Source organism: Roseibium sp. QJM3NY_11, assembly GCF_056173175.1.
The window spans coordinates 2,075,111-2,095,452 of the sequence record NZ_CM149660.1 but is presented as its reverse complement, the minus strand read 5'-3'; the positions used below and the strand labels follow the sequence as shown (position 1 = coordinate 2,095,452).

The following is a 20,342-nucleotide window of genomic DNA, read 5'->3' as shown; positions in this document are numbered from 1 at the left end:
TCAGGGCTCCGCGTCATGGCCGAAATTGACGGCCAGAATGGTTGAAGGTTTGCCGCCGCGGGCTTCCAGCACGAGCTGTCCACCATCTTCCCAGCGGGTGTCGACGGACTGGTCGAGAATGCCCGAACGCAGCGGCGCCGGGGCACCGGACGGGTCACCTGCCCGGTAGTAGATGAGTTCATCGAGATAGGTTTCCTCCGCGCCTGCCTTCAGGGTTCCTGTGTCCAGCACCGCGATCCTGCAGCTGTCGGCCCTCATCTTCCGGCCCATCGCCGAACCGTCCCTGGCATTGACCGGATAGGGCAGCGTCTTTGCCCGCGCCCTCACGTCGAGACCGACGAGGATGGTGGTGGCGGTCTGCCCGTTCGGCAGGCTGACCTGCCCGCCGCTCACCCGGGCCGGATAGTCGCTTCCATCGGCATAGAGGATCACCTCTTCCCCTTCCAGGTAGCCGAGCCCCGAGACGCTGTTGACGGCGGCACCGGCATATCTCGACGCGCAGTCGAGATGCCAGGCGTCTTCGATGTTTCCACCGGCGAACGGTCTTTGCATGATTTCGATATAGCGGCGCACCTGGCCGTTGATAGTGCGCTTGACGATCATCCAGATCTCGTCCGACAGCACCCCGGAAAGGTCCGCCATACATTCCACATCGCCGCCGAAGTCGTGCCGGTGCATGCCGTAGACCTGCTGCTGGCGTTCATAGGTGAAGCCCACACTGCGGCCGGTGCGGTCCCATTGCCAGATGATGCTGTCCGGATATTGCTGGTAGCAGGCCCCGGCTATGCCATTGCGGAACAGATGGGATTGGACCTCGCTGACCGACTGGGAAACCCGCCCGTCGGCGGAAAAATCGTAGGCGACTTCACGCATGTCCGTGCCGTAAGCCCCGAAATAGAGCAGGACCGACCCGACCTTGATCGGACTGACGCCGTTGGCGCCAAAATTGGTTTCCGGTCTCTGGTCGACATTATCGGGACCATAGGGATCCTGCTCCGTTGCCTTGCCCACCGCCCTGACGGCCTTGGTGGTTCCCACGATCAGGTCGTTGTCGTCCACCAGCCACTGGATCCGGTTGACCTGACCCGACAGGATTCCGGCCGTGACGGCATCGGAGGCCTGCAGCACGTGGGAGACCGAAAAGTTCGTGAAATCCTCGCTCTGGCTCTCCCAGATCTTCTGCGGTTCCTCGCGCGTGCCGGCAAAGGCCAGACGGCTCTTGTGCCAGCCGATGGTTTGCGGCCAGCCGGTCGTGTCCGACCACGCCCCCAGCCGCCAGGTGCTCTGGGCCTTGGCGTTCTGGAGAGACTGCCCGTAAAGCCGGACTTTCACCCCGGTTGGCGACGTGCGGCTGACGATCTTGAACCAGCGCCAATACCCGTCCGACCCGCGAAAGCGGATATGGCGACCAACGTCCGACCCTTGAAATCCGGCGCCGCCATTGATCCCGGCCGTGCCGGACGCCGTCAGGTTGAAAGCTGTTTGCGTGTCTCCCGACTGGTGAAACACGATCTGCCCGATCGCCGCGTTGTCCGAATTCGGCCCGCCGCCTTGCGTGAAGCTCAGCCGATAGTAGGAGAACGCCGTCTCGTTGTGAAAGGCATACTGGCGCCATTCATTGGAGGCCCAGGTATCCTGGCCGTCCTGAGTGTCCACTATTATCCAGCTTGACCCGTCACTTGACGCCTCGACGGTCCACTGCCACGGCATGTCGTCATTCTGGCTGTTGTCGTTCGGCGCCTGCAGCATGTAGCCGTCGATCACGACCGCCTCCGCAAACCGGTATTGAATCCAGCCGGCCGACCCCGACGCAAAGACGGTCTTGCCGTCCGACCGGTCGAACACCCTCCAGGCGGTCGCACTCCCGTTCGATGCGCTGACCGCACCGCTCGGGGACGTGTTGGAAGTCATGTCCGGAACCGGGTTTCCCGTGTCTGACGGCTTCAGGTTTGTCGGCGATATGTTGACGTCCAGAAAGGGACCGTCTTCAAATGCCATCGGCTCGATGCGCCAGGTTGTTTCCGCGAAACGTTTCAGTGCCTGGGGTGGTACCCCGCCGCCGGCGATGAAAAGCGTGTCCGTGGACTGCACGAATTTGAGATCCGGCAGCACATCCAGGCTGTAGGGCGTCGTCACGTGAACGGATCCGACCCGTCCGAGACTGGTATAGACCCTGAAATACCCGTCTCCGAACTCAAGCATGTAATACTGGCCATTGCCGAATTCGAACGGGATCAGCCAGCCGCCTGCCGTGCTGTCCGCCATCTGACCGACAAATCTGGTGCCGCCCCGGCGCCTGATGCCGCCACGCTTGAGCGTGACGAAATTTTCGCATTCGGCCAGCGACGACCGGAACAGCTCCAGCTCGGAGCGATAGAGCAGCTCGGGGTCCAGTTCGCCCCGGCTGAACGTGGCTTGAAGGTGATAGCTCATCGGTCTGCTATGATGTCCTGGTCAATCATCGGCAGAGGGGTTCCCTGCCTGGCGTCAACGCTCCCGGCATGCTCGAGAGCTTGCCTTGCGGCATCTCTCAATGCCTCTGCCCGGCTGTTCTTGCCGGTGATCGCATGCGCGCATCCTGCCGCCAGAAAAAGCGAAAAACCGTTCACGAAGAGAGGCGAGAAGTCCGCCTCCCGGCTCACCCGGCGGACATACCGGAGCGGGAACGGTGGGCTGTAGTCGGTAAGGATTTTCTGGCCGGCAACCTCGAAAGGTATCAACGCTCCATTCGGTGCGCCGTTCACGCTCTGGAGCGGAATGCGCAGGCAGGCGGCCGGTTTCCTGTATTGAAAGGCCCACCGGAAGGGAGGCGGGTCCGTTTCCACCGGCAACCAGGCCAGTTCCGTCGCGAAATCCCAGTCATGCATGGCGAGATAGGCGTCCCGATGGGCCGCATAGTGATTGCGGAACCAGCGCGACGCCACGGAAGAATAATCGAAGTCTCTGATTGGCGTTTCCTTCAGATGCGCGAGCGCTAGATTCGCCATTTCGACGGGTGTGTTGACCGTACCGGACATGAGAAACGCCTTTGCTGTGGATCGGGAGTGTCCGTGTCGATCAGGCAGCCGGCGGAAGGGCCGGCCCCTGTTCGTAGGCCTCCAGTACGCGGATCGTCTCCGCCTTGCCTGAGGTCTGCTGCCCGGCATATTCGGCCGCCATCGTCTGCAGCGTCTTCCAGTGCGCGGTGCGCCACCCCGGGGGCAAGGGTCTTCCGGCCTGTCCCGGCACTGCCGGCGCCCCCGGCGTCTCGGCGCTTTTCTGTTTGCGGTTCCAGTCGGCCGAAAGCGCGTCCGACAGCCGGGCCGCTGTGTCACCGGCATCGAGATCCTGGTTGCCGAAACGGGCCCAGAAATCCCTGTTGTGATTGTTTTCCAGACGCTTCAGATGACGCATCCTGCGTTCGATGATCTCGCTCATGGCTCTCTCCAGAAGGAAAAAAGGGGGCAGCCGAAAGCTGCCCCCGGACTGCTGTCTCGGCCGGAGTGCCGGCTCCTGGATCAGATGTTCACCTTGAGGCAGGCGAACTTGACGTTCTTGCGCGCGTATTTCCGGTCCCAGTTCGCTGCATTGCGCAGCTCGGCCAGGCTTGCGCCCTGCGATTTGGCAAGCGTCGCGCCGGTGAAGTCCATCCCGGCCGGGTGGATCAGCTCGAAGCGGCGCGTGGTCAGATAGTCCGCGCCACCGCCGTCGCCGATATCCGGATCCCGGGTGATTTCCGTGCCCTCGTTGCCATAGATCGTCTGCCTGTTCGGCACCTCGTCGATATGCATGAAGGCACCCGGGGCGAACAGGAAACAGGAATATTCGTCCGAACTACTGCCCGCCGTCACCGGCATCATTTCCGAATGAACCACCATCATGCCGGCGTAAAAGGGCACTTCAAACGGGGCTTCGGACGGTTTCTTGAACTCGATCTTCTCGTCGTCGAGCAACGTGCCATAGACAAAACTGTGCATCGCGATCGCACGCAGGTCGTCCAGGTTCTCGCCCATGGTCAAGCGGGCGCGGTTGATGGCCTGGTAGCTGATGCGGTTGGCGGCGGTTGGCGAGCCGATGTCGGAGTAGATCGAATAGACCATGTCGCCGCCGTCATTGGCCACATTGTCGGCAAAGACACCTTCGGTGGTCGCGATGATGCGCTCTTCCTTGCGCCGGCCCCAATAGGCACCGATGCGTTCGGCAACCCTGTTCATGGCACTGTCCCCGCGGCCCGTCGCCGCGTAGCTGGCGACCGTTTTCGCACCGTATTTCTTCGCCAGCCGGTGTTTGTAGGCTTTCATGTCGCTGGCCGAGATCTTGGAAGCGGAAATCTTGTTGTCGCTGTCGTCGATCACCGTCGGCTCGGTGTCGTCCAGGTCCTCCCAGTACGGCACCTCGATCTGGTTGCCACCGGTCTTGAAGCGCTTGGCAATCTCCGGCGCGGGCGCGGCCAGAATGCCGGATTTTTCCAGCAGGATCAGTTTCGCCGGTTTGTTCTCGGCCATGTAAGGCGTGAATACGCGCGGGACCACAATGTCTGAAATTGCAGAAGTCATTGAATTTCCTTCTTTAAATTAGAGGCTGAACAATTTGGGATCGCGACCGGCCGAAACGATCATCTGTCTGGCCCGTGCCGGATTGCTTTCCAGAAGCTCTGACTGCTGTTTGAGGTCGGGCCTGTCGGTATCGAACGGGTTCGCTCCGCTCCCCGCATCACCGAGATCGGCGAGACTGTCCTCGGCCAGGGCCCTGTCGTGAATGAAGGCAAGCAACTTCACAGCGGTCGGGTCCGCCACCTGCTGCAGACCGGTTTCATCGGCTCGGGTCAAAGCCCCTTTCTCGGTGAACCAGCCGGTCAGATCGACCCCGGCGGTCTTCAGGCCGGAAAGCGCCCGGTCGGCCTTCGCCACCATGTTCTGATATCCGTTGCTGGCAGGATTGCCGTATTCCCTGACAAGGGCCTGATGGGCGCGTTCCACGCTCGCGGCCTCTTGCGTTGCGGCCCCGGCGGCGGCTTCCTGCTGTGCCGCGAATTGCTCCGACATCTTGCCGATCCACCGGTCGTGCAGCTTTTGCGCCGCCGAAGGCGGCAGTCCCGCCTCCCGGAACCATCCGCCTGCCTCTTCCGCAAAGGCCTGATCGTAGGGAAAGTCCTCCGCAAGCGTGTCCGGCATCTTGAACTGATAGCCGTTTTCAGGTGTCCAGCGTTTGGACAGATCCGAATAAAGCGCGGCCACGTCCTCCGGGCCGGCCGTTTCATCGGGCAAGGGCACCGCATTGCCCAACTGGTCCCGCAGACTGCGGTACCCTTCGAAAACGCCGTCGACACCCTGCCAGCCGTTCTGCTCGGCAATGGCCCGATTGTCTTCGCTCAGGCCGGACAGAAACGCCGGCGCACCCGGGTCTGACGCGGCAGGCTCGCCCGTCACCGCGTTCATCGCATCGCTCATGGTCAAAAGTCCTCGTCGGTTTCGAAATCCGGCAGCGTTTCCAGACGGGCGGCCTCCTGAAGCGCCGCATGCTCTTCAGGCGACACCCGGATCATGGAAAGAATGCGTGCATACAGCGCCTTGCGTCCGTCCAGATACCCGCTGGCGCGCGGACCAAGTTCTGCCGGCGGCGCCTGGTAGATCCCGCTTTCAGCGGCGAGATCGGCCAGCACAAGTTCGCCTTCCGGACATAAAAAAACGGACCGATAGGCCCGTTCGATTGTTGCCGGTCTGTCCTTCCGCCGCCTGGCGGCGCGTTTCAGGCTAGCCCACATCCGGCACGCCTCCTGGCTTCGCCAGCGCTTTCAAAAGCGGCGCGCCGTCCTTTGCCATCCGCGCCATGCTTTCGCCGGTCGCCAGTTGCTGATGCTGCTCGGCCTGCGCCGCGCGGTCCGCGCGCAGCGCTTCCACCTCTTCCGGCCGCCGTTTCAGTTTGGCCGGCAGCCCGAGAGCACGTCTGGTGAGGTCATATTCGGCCTCCCGGTCATGCAGGTCGAGAATGGACGGATCCGCGGCACCCGCCGCTCCCAGGTAATCCTGGAAACCCATGATCGCCTCGAAATGCCCGGCTTCGCGCATCTGATCGATCGGAGCTGTCGAAGTCAGCGTGACGTTGCCTTCAAGAACGCTGTCGGGCGGTTCCAGCGGAGAGCCCGTGGCAAATGCCCCGCGGCGGCCGAGAACACCGATCTCCCGTTCGAACAGGGCCTCGTTTCCGGCCAGGATGTTCGTCGAGAACGGGCCGATCATGTCCGCCATTTCCTTGCGCCGGATATTGACCTCGGTCGCTGTGCGGCCGGCACCTTCCAGCAGCGTTTGCCACAGATCGCCGTACAGCCCGATCCTGAGCTTTTCCCGGATGCTTTCGATCTTGCTGTCCGCGGCGCCGGGGTTGACGGTATCGACCATCGGACGGAACAGCGGCCGGCCCTGTTCGTCGATCAATCCGGGGTTGGTACGGCCCGGATTGAGGTCGAGCTGGCGTTCCTCCCGGTGCGTGGCAATCGGCGGCCGGACGGCCTGGGAACTCGCGATCAGTCCATCCCTGGCAAGGCTCTGCAGGCTCTTGATGTCGCTCATCAGCTTGGCCTGCGGCGGCGAGCCGTAAGGCGAAAGCCCGTCCCGGTCCCACCGGCTGATCACGAGCGGATATTCGAAGAACCCGCCCCGCCGGCAGATGTGCTGGCCGTCCTCCTCGAAATGAATGCTCTCGAACCGGGACTTGCGTGCGTCGGGCGCATCAATATGCCCCCCTTCGCGCAGGAAACACGCATGCACGAACACATGCTCTGTGTTCTTGCGTTTCGGGTCTGCGGCATCTTCCTTCACACCTTGCGAGACGTTGCCGCCATACTCCTTCAGCGCCTGCCAGGCGGCCAGCCTGCGCACACGGAAGAAGCCGCAATCGTTGCCCTGTGCGTCCACCACGAGATAGACCTCGTGAAGCGGCACGTAGCGGTAGTGGACGGGCGTGCGAATGTCGGCGAGATTGTCCTCGTTCTCGAGCGGAAACAGCACGCCGGTTCCAAGCTTGACCGTGGACAGGATCCGCGAGCGGTTTGCCAGGGAAAATCCGGATCGGCCGGCGTAGCGCACCCGGAAGAGGTGATCCCGCACCAGTTCGAAAAACTCTTCGTCCGCCTGGGTCGGGGGCGGTGCGAAGGGATCGCCGAAACTGACCCCATGCCAGTAAAACCCTTCCGGCATGGTCAGGGAGCCGACGCCGGACGCCAGCCGGTCGAGCAGCCACACCGCTGTCGGGTCAAACAGCTTCCGTGACCGCTGCCGGGCGGCCGATTGCCGGAAAACACTCATGCCATCGGCGGCGCTCACACCGCCCGGGCGGTTGAAGGCGCGCTCCATGTCCGGAGCCGTGTAGGTCACATAATCCCGCCAGTCGGCCTCGTACCACTGCCGCTCGGAGCGGGCGGACTGCAGCTCCGATTTCAGGTCGTCGACGATCCCCATCACGCGCGTCCCAGAAGCGTCACGCCGGGCCGTGACTTGCTGCCGAAATCGGGCACGCCCAGCGGACTGGTCAGATTGGTGGCCCGCGTGCTGTAGGCGGCCGCTTTCCGGCGCCTGTTGTTTTCCTGAAGGTTCCTGGCTTGCCGCTGCGGATCGGGCGCGCGCGGCGGCGGCGGTGTCGGTTCGGGGTCCGGCTGCTTCGAGCCGCCTCCACCAAATAGGCACATGGTCGGTTCCTTTCCTGATTTGTGAGGCGCTGGAAAACTCCCGACCCGGCACATGGCCATGGTCCCTGAAAAGCCGCGCGGCATTTCTGGCGCTCCGGCAATGATGCAGGAGCGAGTCTTGTTCAATCGGGCGTGAAAAAGAAGCGCGTTCAACCCGGACCGGGAGCGAACGCATTCGTTCGCCCACACCAGTCCAAGGTAACGTTGTAAGGCTTGTTTTAGCCCTGAATTGACGACCGGTCCAGCGCGGCTGCCGGTCTCAAATTGCTGTTTAGAGGCGCTGGTTCTGAAACCGCCCTGTTTTCCGGCGGTTCGTGGCAAACAGCTGTTGTGCGCTGGAGGACCCTGATTTCTCCCGCTCGCCGCAAACCTCCAGTGGAGTGGATGGCCTATTGGCAGTCCGGTCCCGGCCAGCCGTTCCGACCTGTCATTCCGGCCGACCTCCCATTCCCGGAACCATCGCCTGAAAACTTTTCGTAAGCAGATGGTGGTGACCGGCGTCATCTTCATAGGACAAGGTCAGGCGCGGACCGTATCCCCGGTCATCCGCCGGCCCTTGCCGCCGGTCGGAGCCAGTCCACTCATTCGCAGACAGATAGGCGTGCCGTGCCTTGATGCCGCGTTTGGCCAACTCGGCCTCGGCATCCTTTCGCACATACGCGTGCCCGCTGGCAGCCTCCTCCGGATAGACCTTTTCAACCGGGTGCTGCAGCACGCTCCCCTTTGCGTCAGCGGCGAACGCGGACAGGCCCCAGGTCTGCTGGAACCGTTCGGTCGCCAGAAGGTGCGCGGCCTCCCAGTCGCCATTCATCTCGACATAAGTCCTGGCCAGGTGGCCCTGATAGTCCGCCACCGCCGCGGCCTCCATCTCGGTGCTGCTGCCGAGATGGCGATAGCGGTCATAGGACGTTCTCGTTTTCCTGCCTGCTGCCGTGTTGCGGCGGATGTACTCCGGCTGGGTCCTCCGCTCGCGGGCCAGACCTCCCGGAGTGATCCTGAAGCATCCGGTCGGCAGCCGCTGCATCTTCCGTGTCCCGCTGTTCTGGAGACACGGGCCACGCTCCGGGCAGCCCCGCCGCCGGATCAGACTGGAGATCAAGCGGGCTTGCCTGACTGTGACCATCGGCTTCGGGCCGCTGGTCCTCGGAAAACGGGCTGTCGGACCATCGTTTGTCTCGCTCGTAAACCACGTGCGGCAGCACGTTTCGATCGAAATCGTCCCGGGCTTTCGATTTGTCCGGATGCCAGATCCCCCGGATCAGCTCAGCCAGGATCTGCCGCTGCCTGCCGGTATCGTCGCCAAAGGTCTGCTGCAGGTTCTGCGCGGTCGCGTCCCAGTCAATGCCGTCATAGCGCTCGAGGATATGCTTCGGATAGGCGGACTGCCCGGCATAACTGTCGAGCACGGATGTGATTTCGGCGCGGGCCGTTTCCAGCACGTCGCCCCAGCCGGCTTCGGAACTCCGTTCGACAGGCGCCTTATGCCTGCCATTGGTGGAATTGGTCAGATGTCCGAGGTTGCCTTTGTTCTCCTGAAGGAACCGGTCTTGCAGCCGGCCCAGGACAGTTTCGTAGGTGACGGCGTCTTCCGATACGCGCGGTTCGTAGTTTTGCGCCAGGAATGAAGCGATCGGCTGTTTGAACACGTCGGCGTTCTCGAAGCCCGCCGCCGGAAGCCTTGACGCCGATGCGGGCAGGTCCTTGCCGGAGACGGGCAGACCCGCCGTCGCAAGCGCGGCGGCCACCAGCGTGTTGCTGTTGACCAGTCTTGGCGATGTATCGTCGTAGACTGCCGCCATGGTGTCGTAGTCGACTTTCGCCTGCTCCACGAGCTGGGCGAAGAAGGCCGTCTTCAGGTAAATATCCTCTAGGTCAGGGCCACTTTCGAGCAGCCTGCTGTCATCGGGGGATCGCTGATCCACCGGCACCCAATCGCGGGACGCCGGTGTATAGGGCCCGATTTCCACATCGATGATGTCGACAATCGACAGGACACCTGGCCCTCCGCGCACCACATACTCCTCGCCCATGCGGTTGGTGTAGATGATGAAAAGATGGCCATGCCCGAAAGGGGCTTCTGAAATGCGCAGTTCAATCGTTTCCATGGAAAGCTCACTTTTTGCCACGCCCCGCCCGTTCAATGGCGAAGAAGTCGGGAAGCCGGACCTTCGGACTTGGATGCATATTGGGCGCGTCACAGCTCGGGTGACGCGCAGCCCGCACCTGGATCAGCACGTTCAGCGGACCGGTTCGGCCTTGCCGTGGCTCAGATCGGAGCCGATGCGATCGCGGCCCAATACGCAAGGCCCACGACGGCAACGAACAGCAGCAGCGAAACGCATCTCAGAATCTTGAACTGCAATCCGAAATCCGACCTGAAGGCACGTACGACCTGAACCAGGCTGGCGGCCAGATCGGCAATCAGAAGGCCGCCGATCGCCCAGGGAGCCGCTATAAAAAGAAAGAACAGGAATTCGCTTCTGATGAACATCCCGTCGAAGACGCAATAAAGAAAAAACAGGCTGGATGCCATGATCAGCGTCAGTGAAACGATGTTCAACGCCCCGTACGCATCCTTCCGGAACAGATTGAAGTTCAGGATTAAGCGGTAGATGACGACAAACGGCGTCAGGACGAAAACGGTCATTTGAGCCTTTCTGATCCGGAAGCCCGATGCGGCAAACCTTACACTGCACGACTGGTTCATTTTGTTCACCAAATGTTCCAATGTCAACTGGGATTGGCAGAAGATGGAAAGTACACCCGCGCCGGTCCGGACCGGCGCGGCGGCTTTCTTCAGCCCCACGGGCCTCGCGTATGGGCCGTCACCCGGGGTCTTCGTTGCCCGTTGCAAGCTCGAACCCCTCGTCCAGCCAGCCGATGATCCCACCCGCCATGATTTTCACCGGGCGCCCGAGTTCGGCGAGGCGCAACGCGCCGCGGGCCGCGCCGTTGCAATGCGGTCCGGCGCAATAGGTCACGAACAGCGTATCTTCCGGCCAGTTGGCCATCTTCGAACGAATGATCTTGCCGTGAGGCATGTTCACGGCGCCGGGAACATGCCCCTTTTCGAAGAGGGCCGGGCTTCTGACATCCAGCAGCACGAACCCGGGATCCCTGGCCAGCGCGTCATGCACGTCCCAGCAATCGGTCTCGAACCTGAACTCGGCCGCAAAATGCTCTCTGGCGAGATCGCTCGGCGCAGCGGGAACGGCGGTAACATTGTTGGACATGAGAAACTCCTTTCCCCTTCCTTGTGACCGCTCGGGACCATTCTTGGCAATTGGCGTAAAAGACATTATACGTATAAATCATGCCAGAATGGATCGCACCTCCCTTTCCCGCTGAACCGCCTCTGCTTTCAGGCCCCCTTGTGGCGGTTCTGGTCTACGACGGTCTGTGCACTTTCGAGTTCGGGATTGCCTGCGAGATTTTCGGCCTTGCCCGCCCCGAATTCGGATCGGACTGGTACCGCTTTGTCAGTTGCGCCATTGACGATGGTCCCTTGCGGGCCCAGGGCGGTCTTCAGATCGCTGCCGATCACGGAGCCGATCGCATCGACCAAGCCGATATCATCGTTGTTCCGGGCTGGCGGGGCGCAGATGCCGCCGTGCCTGAAGCGTTGACCGAAAGACTGCGCCGCGCCCACCGGCGCGGAGCCAGGCTCGTGTCGATCTGCTCAGGTGCCTTTGTCCTGGCTGCAACCGGTCTGCTCGACGGCCGGGCAGCCACCACACACTGGCGCTACGCGGACAAGCTGCGTGTCCGTCATCGCGAAATCACGGTGGACGAAACCTCACTCTATCGTCAGGAGAACCGGATCCTCACATCCGCCGGCAGCGCGGCCGGGATTGACCTGATGCTGGAAATTATCCGGCAGGACTACGGGCCGGAAAAAGCCAACTCCGTCGCGAGACGTCTGGTCGTCGCCGCGCACCGCAACGGCGGTCAGGCGCAATTTCTCGAACGGCCGGTTGCCAGGCGCGAAGGCGGCGAGGTCGCACCGGTTCTGGAACAGGTCAGAAATCGCCTCGCTGAGGCCTGGACCATTTCCGCCATGGCAGCGCTCTGTCACATGAGCCCGCGCACCTTTCAGAGACGGTTCACGGAAGCGACCGGCCAGGCCCCCGGTGACTGGCTCGCCGGAGAACGGGTGGAGGCCGCCAAGGATCTCCTGGTTTCCGGACACGATGACGTGGAAACGATCGCCGCCCTGGTCGGCTTCGGCAGCGCCCACGCCCTGCGCCACCATTTTCGCAGCCGGCTTGGATTGCGCCCGACCGAATACCGTGCCCGGTTCCTCAGCGGCGCCGCGCGGTCGATGGCTTGAGAAAGCTTGCTGTCGTCTACCAAGCTCAACAGATAAGAACCCTTTTGACCATGCCCTTCGGTGACTTGGTCTTGTCCCGCGCCAATCTCGGAAGATGTCACTTCGGACCCGGGTCAACCGGAACCGGGCCTGGCGCGCTCCCTGACCGGCGATCGGCCTCCTGCCGCACCCAGGCGTAGACGTAAAAATCCTCCCCGCCCCGACCATAGGATTTCAACAGGCCTTCCTGCGTTGCCCCGAGAGCCTCGATCCAGCCATGCGCGATATAATGCTCCTTGTGTGTAATGACCTGCAGCCGTCGGCAATCGCGTTCGATGCGCTGGCGCAGTTCGGCAAAATGCAGGGTCATCCGCGGTACGCAGCGTTTGAACCGGTCCGTACCGAAGGCCCAGGCCTGCCAGTGGTCCGGATCGAAGGCCGAGGCCCTGCTGAAACCGAAGGCGGCTGCCGGTTGCCCGTCGTACCAGATCGACCACACCATGCCTGGAACGGCCGTTTCAACCGCGCAGATCCCCAGCGCCCGAGTGTCCCAGGTCTCCCAGAGACAGGCGATTTCCTGGAAATCCTGCCGGCGCATGTTGGCGGCAATGAAACTGGCATCGCGAACGCACAGGCGCTTGATCAGAACCCGTCGAGCGGATCGGCCATTGGCGTCATCTGGTGCCGGATCTTCGTTTTCTGCATTTTCGTCAGGGCAGCCTTTTCCGTCCATCCCCACGCCTCCACCATGGCATCGGCTTCATCCGGGGACGATCCGAGCCGTTCCTTGATGTCTTCCTTGCTTTCGATCAGGATCCTGCCGTTTTTCATCTTCCAGCGATGAGCGGTCAGTTGCGCCTTGACGGACGCTGACCGCTTGATGGCCAGACCCGCGCCGCTCTTGGGATGCAGCGCCTCTCTCAGCCGCCAGTAGAGCTGCGCCCGCAAATTGTAGAAGGGGATCCGGCTGTCCTTGGCGCATTCTCCCGATTGTGCTGAAAACACGCATTTCTCAACCGGAATACCGTTTTCCCTTTTGAGAAACCCGACCGTGTCCCCGCCCCAGCCTCCGGTGCAGTCCACAACGATCAGCGCGCTGTCCCGCCGTTCCCGGATAATGAGGGAGCCGACATCCGACCCGTCCTTGGTGTCGGCGCCCTTGCGAACGATGTTCTGTGCAAAGCGTCTTCCGTGCAGCGGTTGGAGAACCGTCTTGTCCTTGCCACCCTGGGCGACATCGACGGCAAGCACGTCCATCGGCCGGTCTGCATCCACACCTTGGTCAAAACGCTGAAAGGCCAGCTCGACCCAGTCCGAAGGGATCACCTGCCAGTCGTGATCCTGACGTGCCGCCAGGAAATCTCCGGTTTTGAGCGCCGTGCGCATCGGCTCGGGCATCTGGTCGAGTTGCGCGTCATAATCGGCGCCCAGAAATCTGTTGTCCCGGCGCCGCGCCGGAATGAAGGTCCGGCTCTTCGGCGTCCGCAGTTCGCCCTCGATCTCGACAGGCGCCGGCCCGTCCACCCAGACCGTCCGGATAGCATCGCCATCGTCGACGAACACGGCCCAGAGCAATTCCCCGGGCGCGGCCTGACGGTAGCGGGGATGAAGCGGGTCCAGCCACGGCGCGAACCAGTCGCTCAGGAAATCGCCCTGCCCTCCGATCGGCGGATTGGTCGCGATCAGGCCCCGGCACTTCTGCTCCGGGCGGGTCGAACGCAGCCATCCGAGAACGAAGATGATCTTGCGCGGATCCATCTGCGCGCCTTCGTCGAAAGCCTTCAGGTCATGGTCCCGACCCTGCCAGTCTTCTTCCGAGCCCGGAAGACCCAGATGCCCGAACTCGATCATGCGCTCGTCCGGGCCGGTCCATCGAGGGGGCTTCCCGGAAATCCTGCCCATGTCCGCCGCGCGCATCAGGGTATTCATGCGCTCGATCAGCCCCTTCAGAGACTTCAGGGATTGCCGGAAGATCGCCGCCTTGTGGTGGGCAAACAGCGCCAGCCCGGCAATCAGGTCCGTCTTGCCGCCCCCGGCGGCCCCACCGTAAAGCGTCAGGTCGGCCTCGGAAAAATAGCCCTCTGTCTGCGGCCCCGGCTGTGGACGCCACACCGAGAACTGTTCCAGGACACCGGCCTCATCCAGTTGCTTTTGAAGCTCGACACGTTCCGGCGCCGCCATGCTGTCGATGTGCTCAATCAATGTCTCGAGGGCGGTTGCCATCCTTTGGAATATCCTTTGCTTTCGGCAAATCCTCGGCAGATGACAGGTCCTTTGAAGTCAGCAAGGCCATCACCCCCAAAGCGATCTCCTCCGAACTGCGTGGCTTGAAAGCCGCGACTCTCCCGGTCTTGTCCGGCCTGCCTGCAAGGCCTGCACCCCCGCTTTCCGGCCGGTCCTGCCAGCCGGCATGGCGTTTCATCGCCAGGGACCAGGCACTGGCATTGAATTTCGAAAGCGCGCCGGTCGCCCCTTCCTTGCCGATCCTTTCCCATTCCAGCAACCCGAGCCTTGCAGCTTCCTCAAGCTTTCCGGGAGGAAAATCCTCAGGAAACTGTTCGGTGAAATAGCGCAGGGTCGTCCGGTCCGCACCGGGGAAACTGTCGACCGAAAATCCGGCGGCCAGATGCGCACAGAACTCCGCGCACGCCGCCTGTCGTGCCTCGCGCGTTGGCCACTTCAGCGCGGCCGCCGCCTCGTCCGGCATGGCCATGCCTGCCTTCCTCCATCTGGATTTCAGGTGAAAACGGGATCGGAATTGGATTGATTGTCGTGGCACCCGGGCATGCCTGCGCTCTGGTGCGCGTCGCGTTTAAACGGTGTCAAGGTTCAGGAAAGCGCCCGAGGCAGCGTCTGCTGTGCAAATGCGTTCGGGCGGTCTCCTGAATTCAACTGAACGCGACAGGCACCAGGCCGCATGTCTCCACGATGACTTGATAGGGCCTGTTTTAAGCCCGTTTTGACGACCCTGTCCAGTACGCGCACTTTCCTGAAACCCTTGTTTAGACAAAGGCTTCAGGAAACCTCGTTTGGATCAGAAGGATCGCCGGCCCGGCAGATTGAGCGCCCGGAGGACCTTTCTTCTGCTCGAGCCGGCCGGTTCGCTCAGAACGGCACCTTCACATTCAGCGTCACGCCGAAGGAACTGAAGTTTGCCGCCCCGATGCCATCGTAGAAGCCCTCACCCGAGATCTGGATGTTGCGGCCCGGGACGAGCAGTCCGGCACCCGCTTCAAGGCGCGCGCGCAGGTCTTCATCCGACGAAGCCAGCGTGGCATCGGTCGGACTGGAATCCTGCAGCTTGTTGAAATCGTAAATCCCGGACAGCGTCAGATAGGGCGAAAACAGCAACCTGTCGTCCAACACCAGGTCCCAGGAAACCTTGGGACCGAATTCCACCCGGCCCAGATCGAAATCCTGCGACGGGATCAGGCGGCCGAGCGTGTCGGTATAGCTTTCCTGCTCTTCGTAATAATAGGTGACCCGCGCGAATGGGCTGACCTTGACGGTGTCGCTGAGCTTGAAATCTCCCGTCAGTCCACCTTGCAGCAGGAACCTCTGCGTCTTGAAGTCGTCCTCGAACAGGCCGAGCGCGTTGACGGTGTTGTAGGACTGACCGTAGGTCAGCAATCCGTCCAGATAGAAATTCTGGTGCACGCGCAACGCGACATAGGGCCCGGCCATCCAGCCTATCCCGTCCGACGATGTATTCGCCGCATCGTTGCTCTCGTCGGTGATATCGAGTTGCCCCATCAGACCAAAGACGGCCCGGTCCTTGTAGCGGTAATCGACCCCGGCAAAAAACAGGCCGGTCTGGCTGTCGCTGTTGTTGTTCTCGGTGACCGCGTATGTGCCCTGCGCCCAGAAATCCCAACCCGATATCGGCTCGGCCTCGCGGGCGCCCTCACCTGACCCCTCTCCGCTGGTACCGCTCAGGATCGCAAGCGTGTCCTGTGTTTGCGGCTGCGGCCCGACCGCCGTGTAGCTCATGGTGTCAGACGAGGAGAAGTGATCGAAAGCGGCGTATCTCTCGGGACCAGCCGGCGTTGGACTGCCTGCCTGATCGCTCGCCTGGCCTTCACCTCCAGCACGGAGGGAATCCACGAACGCCCTGAGGGAGAAATGGAAATTGCCGGACCTGGAATAGGGCGTGACGTCGAAATTGAAACCGTTTTGCCCGGATTGTTGGCCGAAGGGACCACCTGTCAGGCGCGAGACGATATCCGGTTGTCCGGAGACGATTGCATTGGCCCGATTGGTCACGAAAGAGGCGATGACTTCCTTGGTCTTCTGGATATCGGCTTCCGAATCCCGGTCGTTGGTGAGCGAGAAGGTGACACTGGTCAGCCCGGAGGCGCTGGCGGTGACGTTGTAAGACGTGAGCGATCCGCCCCCCTGATAGGGCGATGCCGTCGAATTGGCCGTCATCGCCGAACTTGTCGCCGTACCATCCGACGCGGTGGTCACCGTGATCGTATTTGTCCCGGTGCCGGAGAATGTCAGCGACGCCCCCGTTGACGGCGCGGTAAAGGTCACATCCACCCCTGCAACGCCGTTGCCGCTGTCATCCGTCACGCTCGCCACCAGCACCTCGTCGAATTGCATTTCGACTTCGGCGGCCTGCCTGGAGCCGGACGTGACCGCCAGGTTGGAGCCCCCGCTGCTGGCTGTACCGCTGACGGTGAAATTGAACGGGTTCTCGTCGGCGTCATTGTTGACAAGGGACAGGCCGAAAGAGAAGGCGCCCGCCGAATTTGGCGTGTATTGCACCTGAAACGTCGTCGTGCCCCCGCCGGTCGTCACGGTCGTCGAGCCCGGAGCAGCGATGGAATCGACTGCCACATTGCTCTGCGCGGAGCTGGTCGCCGTCGCCAGCGTCAGATCGTCCGTGCCGGAGTTGGTCACCGTATAGGTGACCGTGACCGCCGATCCGGCGGCCTGAGATCCCTGCGCATTGGTGCCGCCGTCGGTAACCGCTCCGCCGATATCCGCGGAAACGGAAATCTCGGGCGTCCCGGTGGCCGTTCCACTGACCGTGAAATTGTACGGGTTCTCGTCAGCGTCATTGTTGACGAATGACAACCCGAAGGAAAAGGCCCCCGCCACGGTCGGCGTATATTGCACCAGGAACGTCGTCGTCCCGCCCCCGCTCGTCACGGTCGTCGAGCCGGGCGCCCCGATGGTATCGACGGCGACATTGCTCAGCGCGGAACTGGTCGCCGTCGCCAGCGTCAGATCGTCCGTGCCGGAGTTGGTGACAGTATAGGTTACCGTGACCGCCGACCCGGCAGTCTGGGTACCCTGTGCGTTGGTGCCGCCATCGGCAACCGCGCCGCCGATATCCGCGGAAACGGAAATCTCCGGTGTACCGGTCGCCGTTCCGCTCACCGTGAAATTGTACGGATTCTCGTCGGCGTCGTCATTGACGAACGACAGTCCGAAGGAAAAGGCTCCAACCGCTGTCGGCGTATATTGCACCTGGAAGGTCGTCGTCCCGCCGCCGCCGGTCACGGTCGTCGAGCCCGGCGCACCGATGGAATTGACAGTCACATTGCTGGGCACGGAACTCGTCGCGGTCGCGATCGTCAGATCATCCGTGCCGGAGTTGGTCACCGTGTAGGTTACCGTTGTTGCAGAAGCGACAGCCTGCGTCCCCTGCGCGTTGGTGCCACCGTCAGCAACCGCGCCGCCGATATCGGCCGAAACGGAAATCTCGGGCGTACCGGTGGCCGTCCCACTGACTGTGAAATTGAACGGATTCTCGTCGGCGTCATCATTGACGAACGACAACCCGAAGGAAAAGGCTCCCGCCAGTGTCGGCGTGTATTGCACGGCAAACGTTGTTGTCCCGCCGCCGCCTGCCACCGTTGTCGAGCCGGGAGCCCCGATGGAATTGACCGTCACATTGCTTGGAGACGAACTCGTCGCCGTTGCGATCGTCAGATTGCCTGTGCCGGAGTTGGTCACCGTGTAGGTTACCGTAACTGCCGAACCCGCGGTCTGAGCCCCTTGCGCATTCGTGCCCCCATCGGCAACCGCCCCGCCGATATCGGCCGAAACGGAAATCTCCGGCGCTCCGGTCGCCGTACCGCTGACCGTGAAGTTGAATGGATTCTCGTCGCCGTCATTGTTGACGAACGACAACCCGAAGGAAAACGCCCCCGCCAGGGTCGGCGTGTATTGCACGGCAAACGTCGTCGTCCCGCCGCCGCCTGTGACCGTCGTCGAGCCCGGCGCACCGATAGAATTGACCGTCACATTGCTGGGAGACGAACTTGTCGCTGTTGCGAGGGTCAGGTCGCCCGTTCCCGTGTTGGTCACCGTATAGGTCACCGTCGTTGCCGATCCTGCGGCCTGAGATCCCTGCGCGTTGGTACCACCATCCGAAACAGCCCCGCCGATATCGGCGGAAACGGCAATCTCGGGCGTACCGGTCGCCGTCCCGCTGACGGTGAAATTGAACGGATTCTCGTCGGCATCGTCATTGACGAACGACAACCCGAAGGAGAAGGCGCCCGCCAGGGTCGGTGTGTATTGCACAACAAATGTCGTCGTCCCGCCGCTACTTGTTACTGTCGTCGAGCCCGGCGCTCCGATAGAATTGACCGTGACATTGCTCGGAGACGAACTCGTCGCCGTTGCGATCGTCAGATCGTCCGTGCCGGAGTTGGTCACCGTGTAGGTTACCGTAACCCCCGAACCCGCGGTCTGAGCCCCTTGCGCATTAGTGCCGCCATCAGCAACCGCCCCGCCGATATCGGCCGAAACCGAAATCTCGGGCGTACCGGTCGCCGTTCCGCTTACGGTGAAATTGAACGGATTCTCGTCAGCGTCGTCATTGACGAACGACAGGTTGAAGGAAAACGCCCCCGCCAGTGTCGGCGTATACTGCACCGTGAATGTCGTCGTGCCGCCGCCGCCTGTGATCGTCGTTGAGCCCGGTGCACCGATGGAATCGACCGTCACATTGCTCGGAGACGAACTCGTCGCTGTTGCGATGGTCAGGTCGTCCGTTCCCGTGTTGGTCACCGTATAGGTCACCGTCGTTGCCGATCCGGCGGTCTGGCTGCCCTGCGCATTGGTGCCGCCATCCGAAACAGCCCCACCGATATCGGCGGAAACGGAAATCTCGGGCGTACCGGTCGCCGTCCCGCTGACGGTGAAATTGAACGGATTCTCGTCAGCGTCGTCATTGACGAACGACAGGTTGAAGGAAAACGCCCCCGCCAGTGTCGGCGTATACTGCACCGTGAATGTCGTCGTGCCGCCGCCGTTCGTGACCGTTGTCGAACCTGGTGCTCCGATGGAATTGACCGTGACATTGCTCGGAGACGAACTCGTCGCTGTTGCGATGGTCAGGTCGCCCGTTCCCGAGTTGGTCACCGTGTAGGTCACCGTGACAGCCGACCCTGCAGTCTGGCTGCCCTGCACATTGGTGCCGCCATCCGTAACAGCCCCACCGACATCGGCGGAAACGGAAATCTCGGGCGATGTGGGGGCGGCAAGCGAGCCGGAACCTGCGTTTTGGGTATATGTAACCGAAAACGCCCCGCTGATCGGCGCGGCACTATAGCTTCCCGAGACGGTACAGCCGCTGGAACAGTTGTAGGTGCTGCTGAAGTCGTTTGCCTGGCCAAAACTCGAACCATCGGCAATGTTGTCGGTGCCCCCATCATGAACGATGACTATGGACGAAAAGTCTCCGGCAGGATCGTCGATACCGATGAGGTCAATCGTAACCGAAGAACCGCTTCCAGCATTGAAGTTGATGTAGTTGTTCGTTCCCGGGAAGGTATTTGTCAGAGAACAAGTGTCGGCAGTCACGTCGAGCGTCAGGTCGCCACCGGTTGTAACCGTCAGGCCGGAACAATCGTCCCAGGCCGCCTTCGCGCTCTGAACGTCGACTGCACCAAATGCGCACATGGCCAGCAACACAACCAGAAAAAAACGCACGAAGCCGGAAACGAGCCCGCGGCCCGTAACCAAATCATTAAAACTGCTTGGAACAAGCTGCCTAGCGCCGGAAATCACATTCCCCCCCTGAAATTCCCACTTCCCCTGAAGCTTGCGCCTCCAGCCGCACTTGCACGCATGTTTGCGCCACACAACCGGAGCCACCTGACTCTCACAACTAAAACGAGATTTTTTGGAAAGCAATCATTAGTAATTTTTTACACGTAATTCTCTCAAAGATAGAATTTAGGTGTAACCTGACAGCCACACAGCCCCTCTGGCGGCAAAGCCGCTCCTCGACCTTGACATTTCCACCTCCCCCGATTTTTCGATTAAATTTTCATCAATATTTCCAATAGCTTCCCAATGACTCTGTGTTTTTATAGAAAAACTCTGCAGAAAAATTGGCTGATTTTT

At 61.7% G+C, this 20,342-nt stretch carries 17 protein-coding genes; 1 reads left to right on the top strand and 16 read right to left on the bottom strand.

The window, feature by feature from the left end; genetic code table 11:
- From AC0VX3_RS09605 to AC0VX3_RS09550, 12 genes are all read right to left on the bottom strand, one after another.
- Positions 1-2,433 carry a phage tail protein gene (locus tag AC0VX3_RS09605; RefSeq protein WP_475524520.1) on the bottom strand — a complete coding sequence of 811 codons (2,433 nt, stop codon included), beginning with the start codon at positions 2,431-2,433 and terminating at the stop codon, positions 1-3.
- Positions 2,430-3,017, bottom strand: a complete 588-nt coding sequence (locus tag AC0VX3_RS09600) for a phage connector family protein (protein ID WP_475524519.1) — start codon at positions 3,015-3,017, stop codon at positions 2,430-2,432. The genes AC0VX3_RS09605 and AC0VX3_RS09600 overlap by 4 nt, the downstream gene beginning before the upstream one ends.
- Before the next feature lie 40 nt (positions 3,018-3,057).
- Positions 3,058-3,417: a hypothetical protein gene (locus tag AC0VX3_RS09595; protein WP_475524518.1), complete on the bottom strand. Its 360-nt coding sequence runs from the start codon at positions 3,415-3,417 to the stop codon at positions 3,058-3,060.
- A gap of 80 nt (positions 3,418-3,497) precedes the next feature.
- Positions 3,498-4,535, bottom strand: coding sequence for a hypothetical protein (locus tag AC0VX3_RS09590; RefSeq protein ID WP_475524517.1), 1,038 nt, complete (start codon positions 4,533-4,535; stop codon positions 3,498-3,500).
- A gap of 18 nt (positions 4,536-4,553) precedes the next feature.
- A complete protein-coding gene (locus tag AC0VX3_RS09585) occupies positions 4,554-5,429 on the bottom strand; it encodes a hypothetical protein (RefSeq protein ID WP_475524516.1) in 876 nt (291 codons plus the stop codon).
- A 2-nt stretch (positions 5,430-5,431) separates the two neighbouring features.
- Complete coding sequence (locus AC0VX3_RS09580; RefSeq protein WP_348149698.1) at positions 5,432-5,743, bottom strand: Bbp19 family protein; 312 nt, start codon at positions 5,741-5,743, stop codon at positions 5,432-5,434.
- Complete coding sequence (locus AC0VX3_RS09575) at positions 5,733-7,436, bottom strand: portal protein (RefSeq protein WP_475524515.1); 1,704 nt, start codon at positions 7,434-7,436, stop codon at positions 5,733-5,735. The genes AC0VX3_RS09580 and AC0VX3_RS09575 overlap by 11 nt, the downstream gene beginning before the upstream one ends.
- A complete protein-coding gene (locus AC0VX3_RS09570) occupies positions 7,436-7,663 on the bottom strand; it encodes a hypothetical protein (protein ID WP_348149701.1) in 228 nt (75 codons plus the stop codon). Before AC0VX3_RS09570 ends, AC0VX3_RS09575 begins: the two co-directional genes overlap by 1 nt.
- A 427-nt stretch (positions 7,664-8,090) precedes the next feature.
- Positions 8,091-8,516 (bottom strand): hypothetical protein, encoded by a 426-nt coding sequence (locus tag AC0VX3_RS09565; RefSeq protein WP_475524514.1) that lies wholly within the window; start codon positions 8,514-8,516, stop codon positions 8,091-8,093.
- A 46-nt stretch (positions 8,517-8,562) separates the two neighbouring features.
- On the bottom strand, positions 8,563-9,768 hold the full coding sequence (locus tag AC0VX3_RS09560; RefSeq protein ID WP_475524513.1) for a hypothetical protein: 1,206 nt from the start codon (positions 9,766-9,768) through the stop codon (positions 8,563-8,565).
- Positions 9,769-9,929: 161 nt separating this feature from the next.
- Positions 9,930-10,469 (bottom strand): hypothetical protein, encoded by a 540-nt coding sequence (locus AC0VX3_RS09555; protein WP_475524512.1) that lies wholly within the window; start codon positions 10,467-10,469, stop codon positions 9,930-9,932.
- A 19-nt stretch (positions 10,470-10,488) separates the two neighbouring features.
- Positions 10,489-10,896, bottom strand: coding sequence for a rhodanese-like domain-containing protein (locus AC0VX3_RS09550; protein WP_475524511.1), 408 nt, complete (start codon positions 10,894-10,896; stop codon positions 10,489-10,491).
- Between the two features lie 80 nt (positions 10,897-10,976).
- Between AC0VX3_RS09550 and ftrA the strand changes: the two genes are divergently transcribed.
- On the top strand, positions 10,977-11,993 hold the full coding sequence (ftrA, locus tag AC0VX3_RS09545) for a transcriptional regulator FtrA (protein WP_475524510.1): 1,017 nt from the start codon (positions 10,977-10,979) through the stop codon (positions 11,991-11,993).
- Positions 11,994-12,090: 97 nt separating this feature from the next.
- Here ftrA and AC0VX3_RS09540 read toward each other — a convergent pair whose 3' ends face one another.
- The 4 genes from AC0VX3_RS09540 to AC0VX3_RS09525 form a co-directional block, all read right to left on the bottom strand.
- Complete coding sequence (locus AC0VX3_RS09540; RefSeq protein ID WP_475524509.1) at positions 12,091-12,570, bottom strand: hypothetical protein; 480 nt, start codon at positions 12,568-12,570, stop codon at positions 12,091-12,093.
- Between the two features lie 44 nt (positions 12,571-12,614).
- Positions 12,615-14,195 carry a hypothetical protein gene (locus AC0VX3_RS09535; protein ID WP_475524508.1) on the bottom strand — a complete coding sequence of 527 codons (1,581 nt, stop codon included), beginning with the start codon at positions 14,193-14,195 and terminating at the stop codon, positions 12,615-12,617.
- Complete coding sequence (locus AC0VX3_RS09530; protein WP_475524507.1) at positions 14,167-14,685, bottom strand: hypothetical protein; 519 nt, start codon at positions 14,683-14,685, stop codon at positions 14,167-14,169. Before AC0VX3_RS09530 ends, AC0VX3_RS09535 begins: the two co-directional genes overlap by 29 nt.
- A 392-nt stretch (positions 14,686-15,077) precedes the next feature.
- Positions 15,078-19,895 carry a choice-of-anchor D domain-containing protein gene (locus AC0VX3_RS09525; RefSeq protein WP_475524506.1) on the bottom strand — a complete coding sequence of 1,606 codons (4,818 nt, stop codon included), beginning with the start codon at positions 19,893-19,895 and terminating at the stop codon, positions 15,078-15,080.
- Between the last annotated feature and the right edge of the window lie 447 nt (positions 19,896-20,342).

Bases quoted from the DNA above. Each gene is read 5' to 3' on its own strand.
- AC0VX3_RS09605 (WP_475524520.1), bottom strand. From the start codon at position 2,433: ATGAGCTATCACCTTCAAGCCACGTTCAGCCGGGGCGAACTGGACCCC.
- AC0VX3_RS09600 (WP_475524519.1), bottom strand. From the start codon at position 3,017: ATGTCCGGTACGGTCAACACACCCGTCGAAATGGCGAATCTAGCGCTC.
- AC0VX3_RS09595 (WP_475524518.1), bottom strand. From the start codon at position 3,417: ATGAGCGAGATCATCGAACGCAGGATGCGTCATCTGAAGCGTCTGGAA.
- AC0VX3_RS09590 (WP_475524517.1), bottom strand. From the start codon at position 4,535: ATGACTTCTGCAATTTCAGACATTGTGGTCCCGCGCGTATTCACGCCT.
- AC0VX3_RS09585 (WP_475524516.1), bottom strand. From the start codon at position 5,429: ATGAGCGATGCGATGAACGCGGTGACGGGCGAGCCTGCCGCGTCAGAC.
- AC0VX3_RS09580 (WP_348149698.1), bottom strand. From the start codon at position 5,743: ATGTGGGCTAGCCTGAAACGCGCCGCCAGGCGGCGGAAGGACAGACCG.
- AC0VX3_RS09575 (WP_475524515.1), bottom strand. From the start codon at position 7,436: ATGGGGATCGTCGACGACCTGAAATCGGAGCTGCAGTCCGCCCGCTCC.
- AC0VX3_RS09570 (WP_348149701.1), bottom strand. From the start codon at position 7,663: ATGTGCCTATTTGGTGGAGGCGGCTCGAAGCAGCCGGACCCCGAACCG.
- AC0VX3_RS09560 (WP_475524513.1), bottom strand. From the start codon at position 9,768: ATGGAAACGATTGAACTGCGCATTTCAGAAGCCCCTTTCGGGCATGGC.
- AC0VX3_RS09550 (WP_475524511.1), bottom strand. From the start codon at position 10,896: ATGTCCAACAATGTTACCGCCGTTCCCGCTGCGCCGAGCGATCTCGCC.
- ftrA (WP_475524510.1), top strand. From the start codon at position 10,977: ATGCCAGAATGGATCGCACCTCCCTTTCCCGCTGAACCGCCTCTGCTT.
- AC0VX3_RS09540 (WP_475524509.1), bottom strand. From the start codon at position 12,570: ATGCGCCGGCAGGATTTCCAGGAAATCGCCTGTCTCTGGGAGACCTGG.
- AC0VX3_RS09535 (WP_475524508.1), bottom strand. From the start codon at position 14,195: ATGGCAACCGCCCTCGAGACATTGATTGAGCACATCGACAGCATGGCG.
- AC0VX3_RS09530 (WP_475524507.1), bottom strand. From the start codon at position 14,685: ATGGCCATGCCGGACGAGGCGGCGGCCGCGCTGAAGTGGCCAACGCGC.
- AC0VX3_RS09525 (WP_475524506.1), bottom strand. From the start codon at position 19,895: ATGTGCGCATTTGGTGCAGTCGACGTTCAGAGCGCGAAGGCGGCCTGG.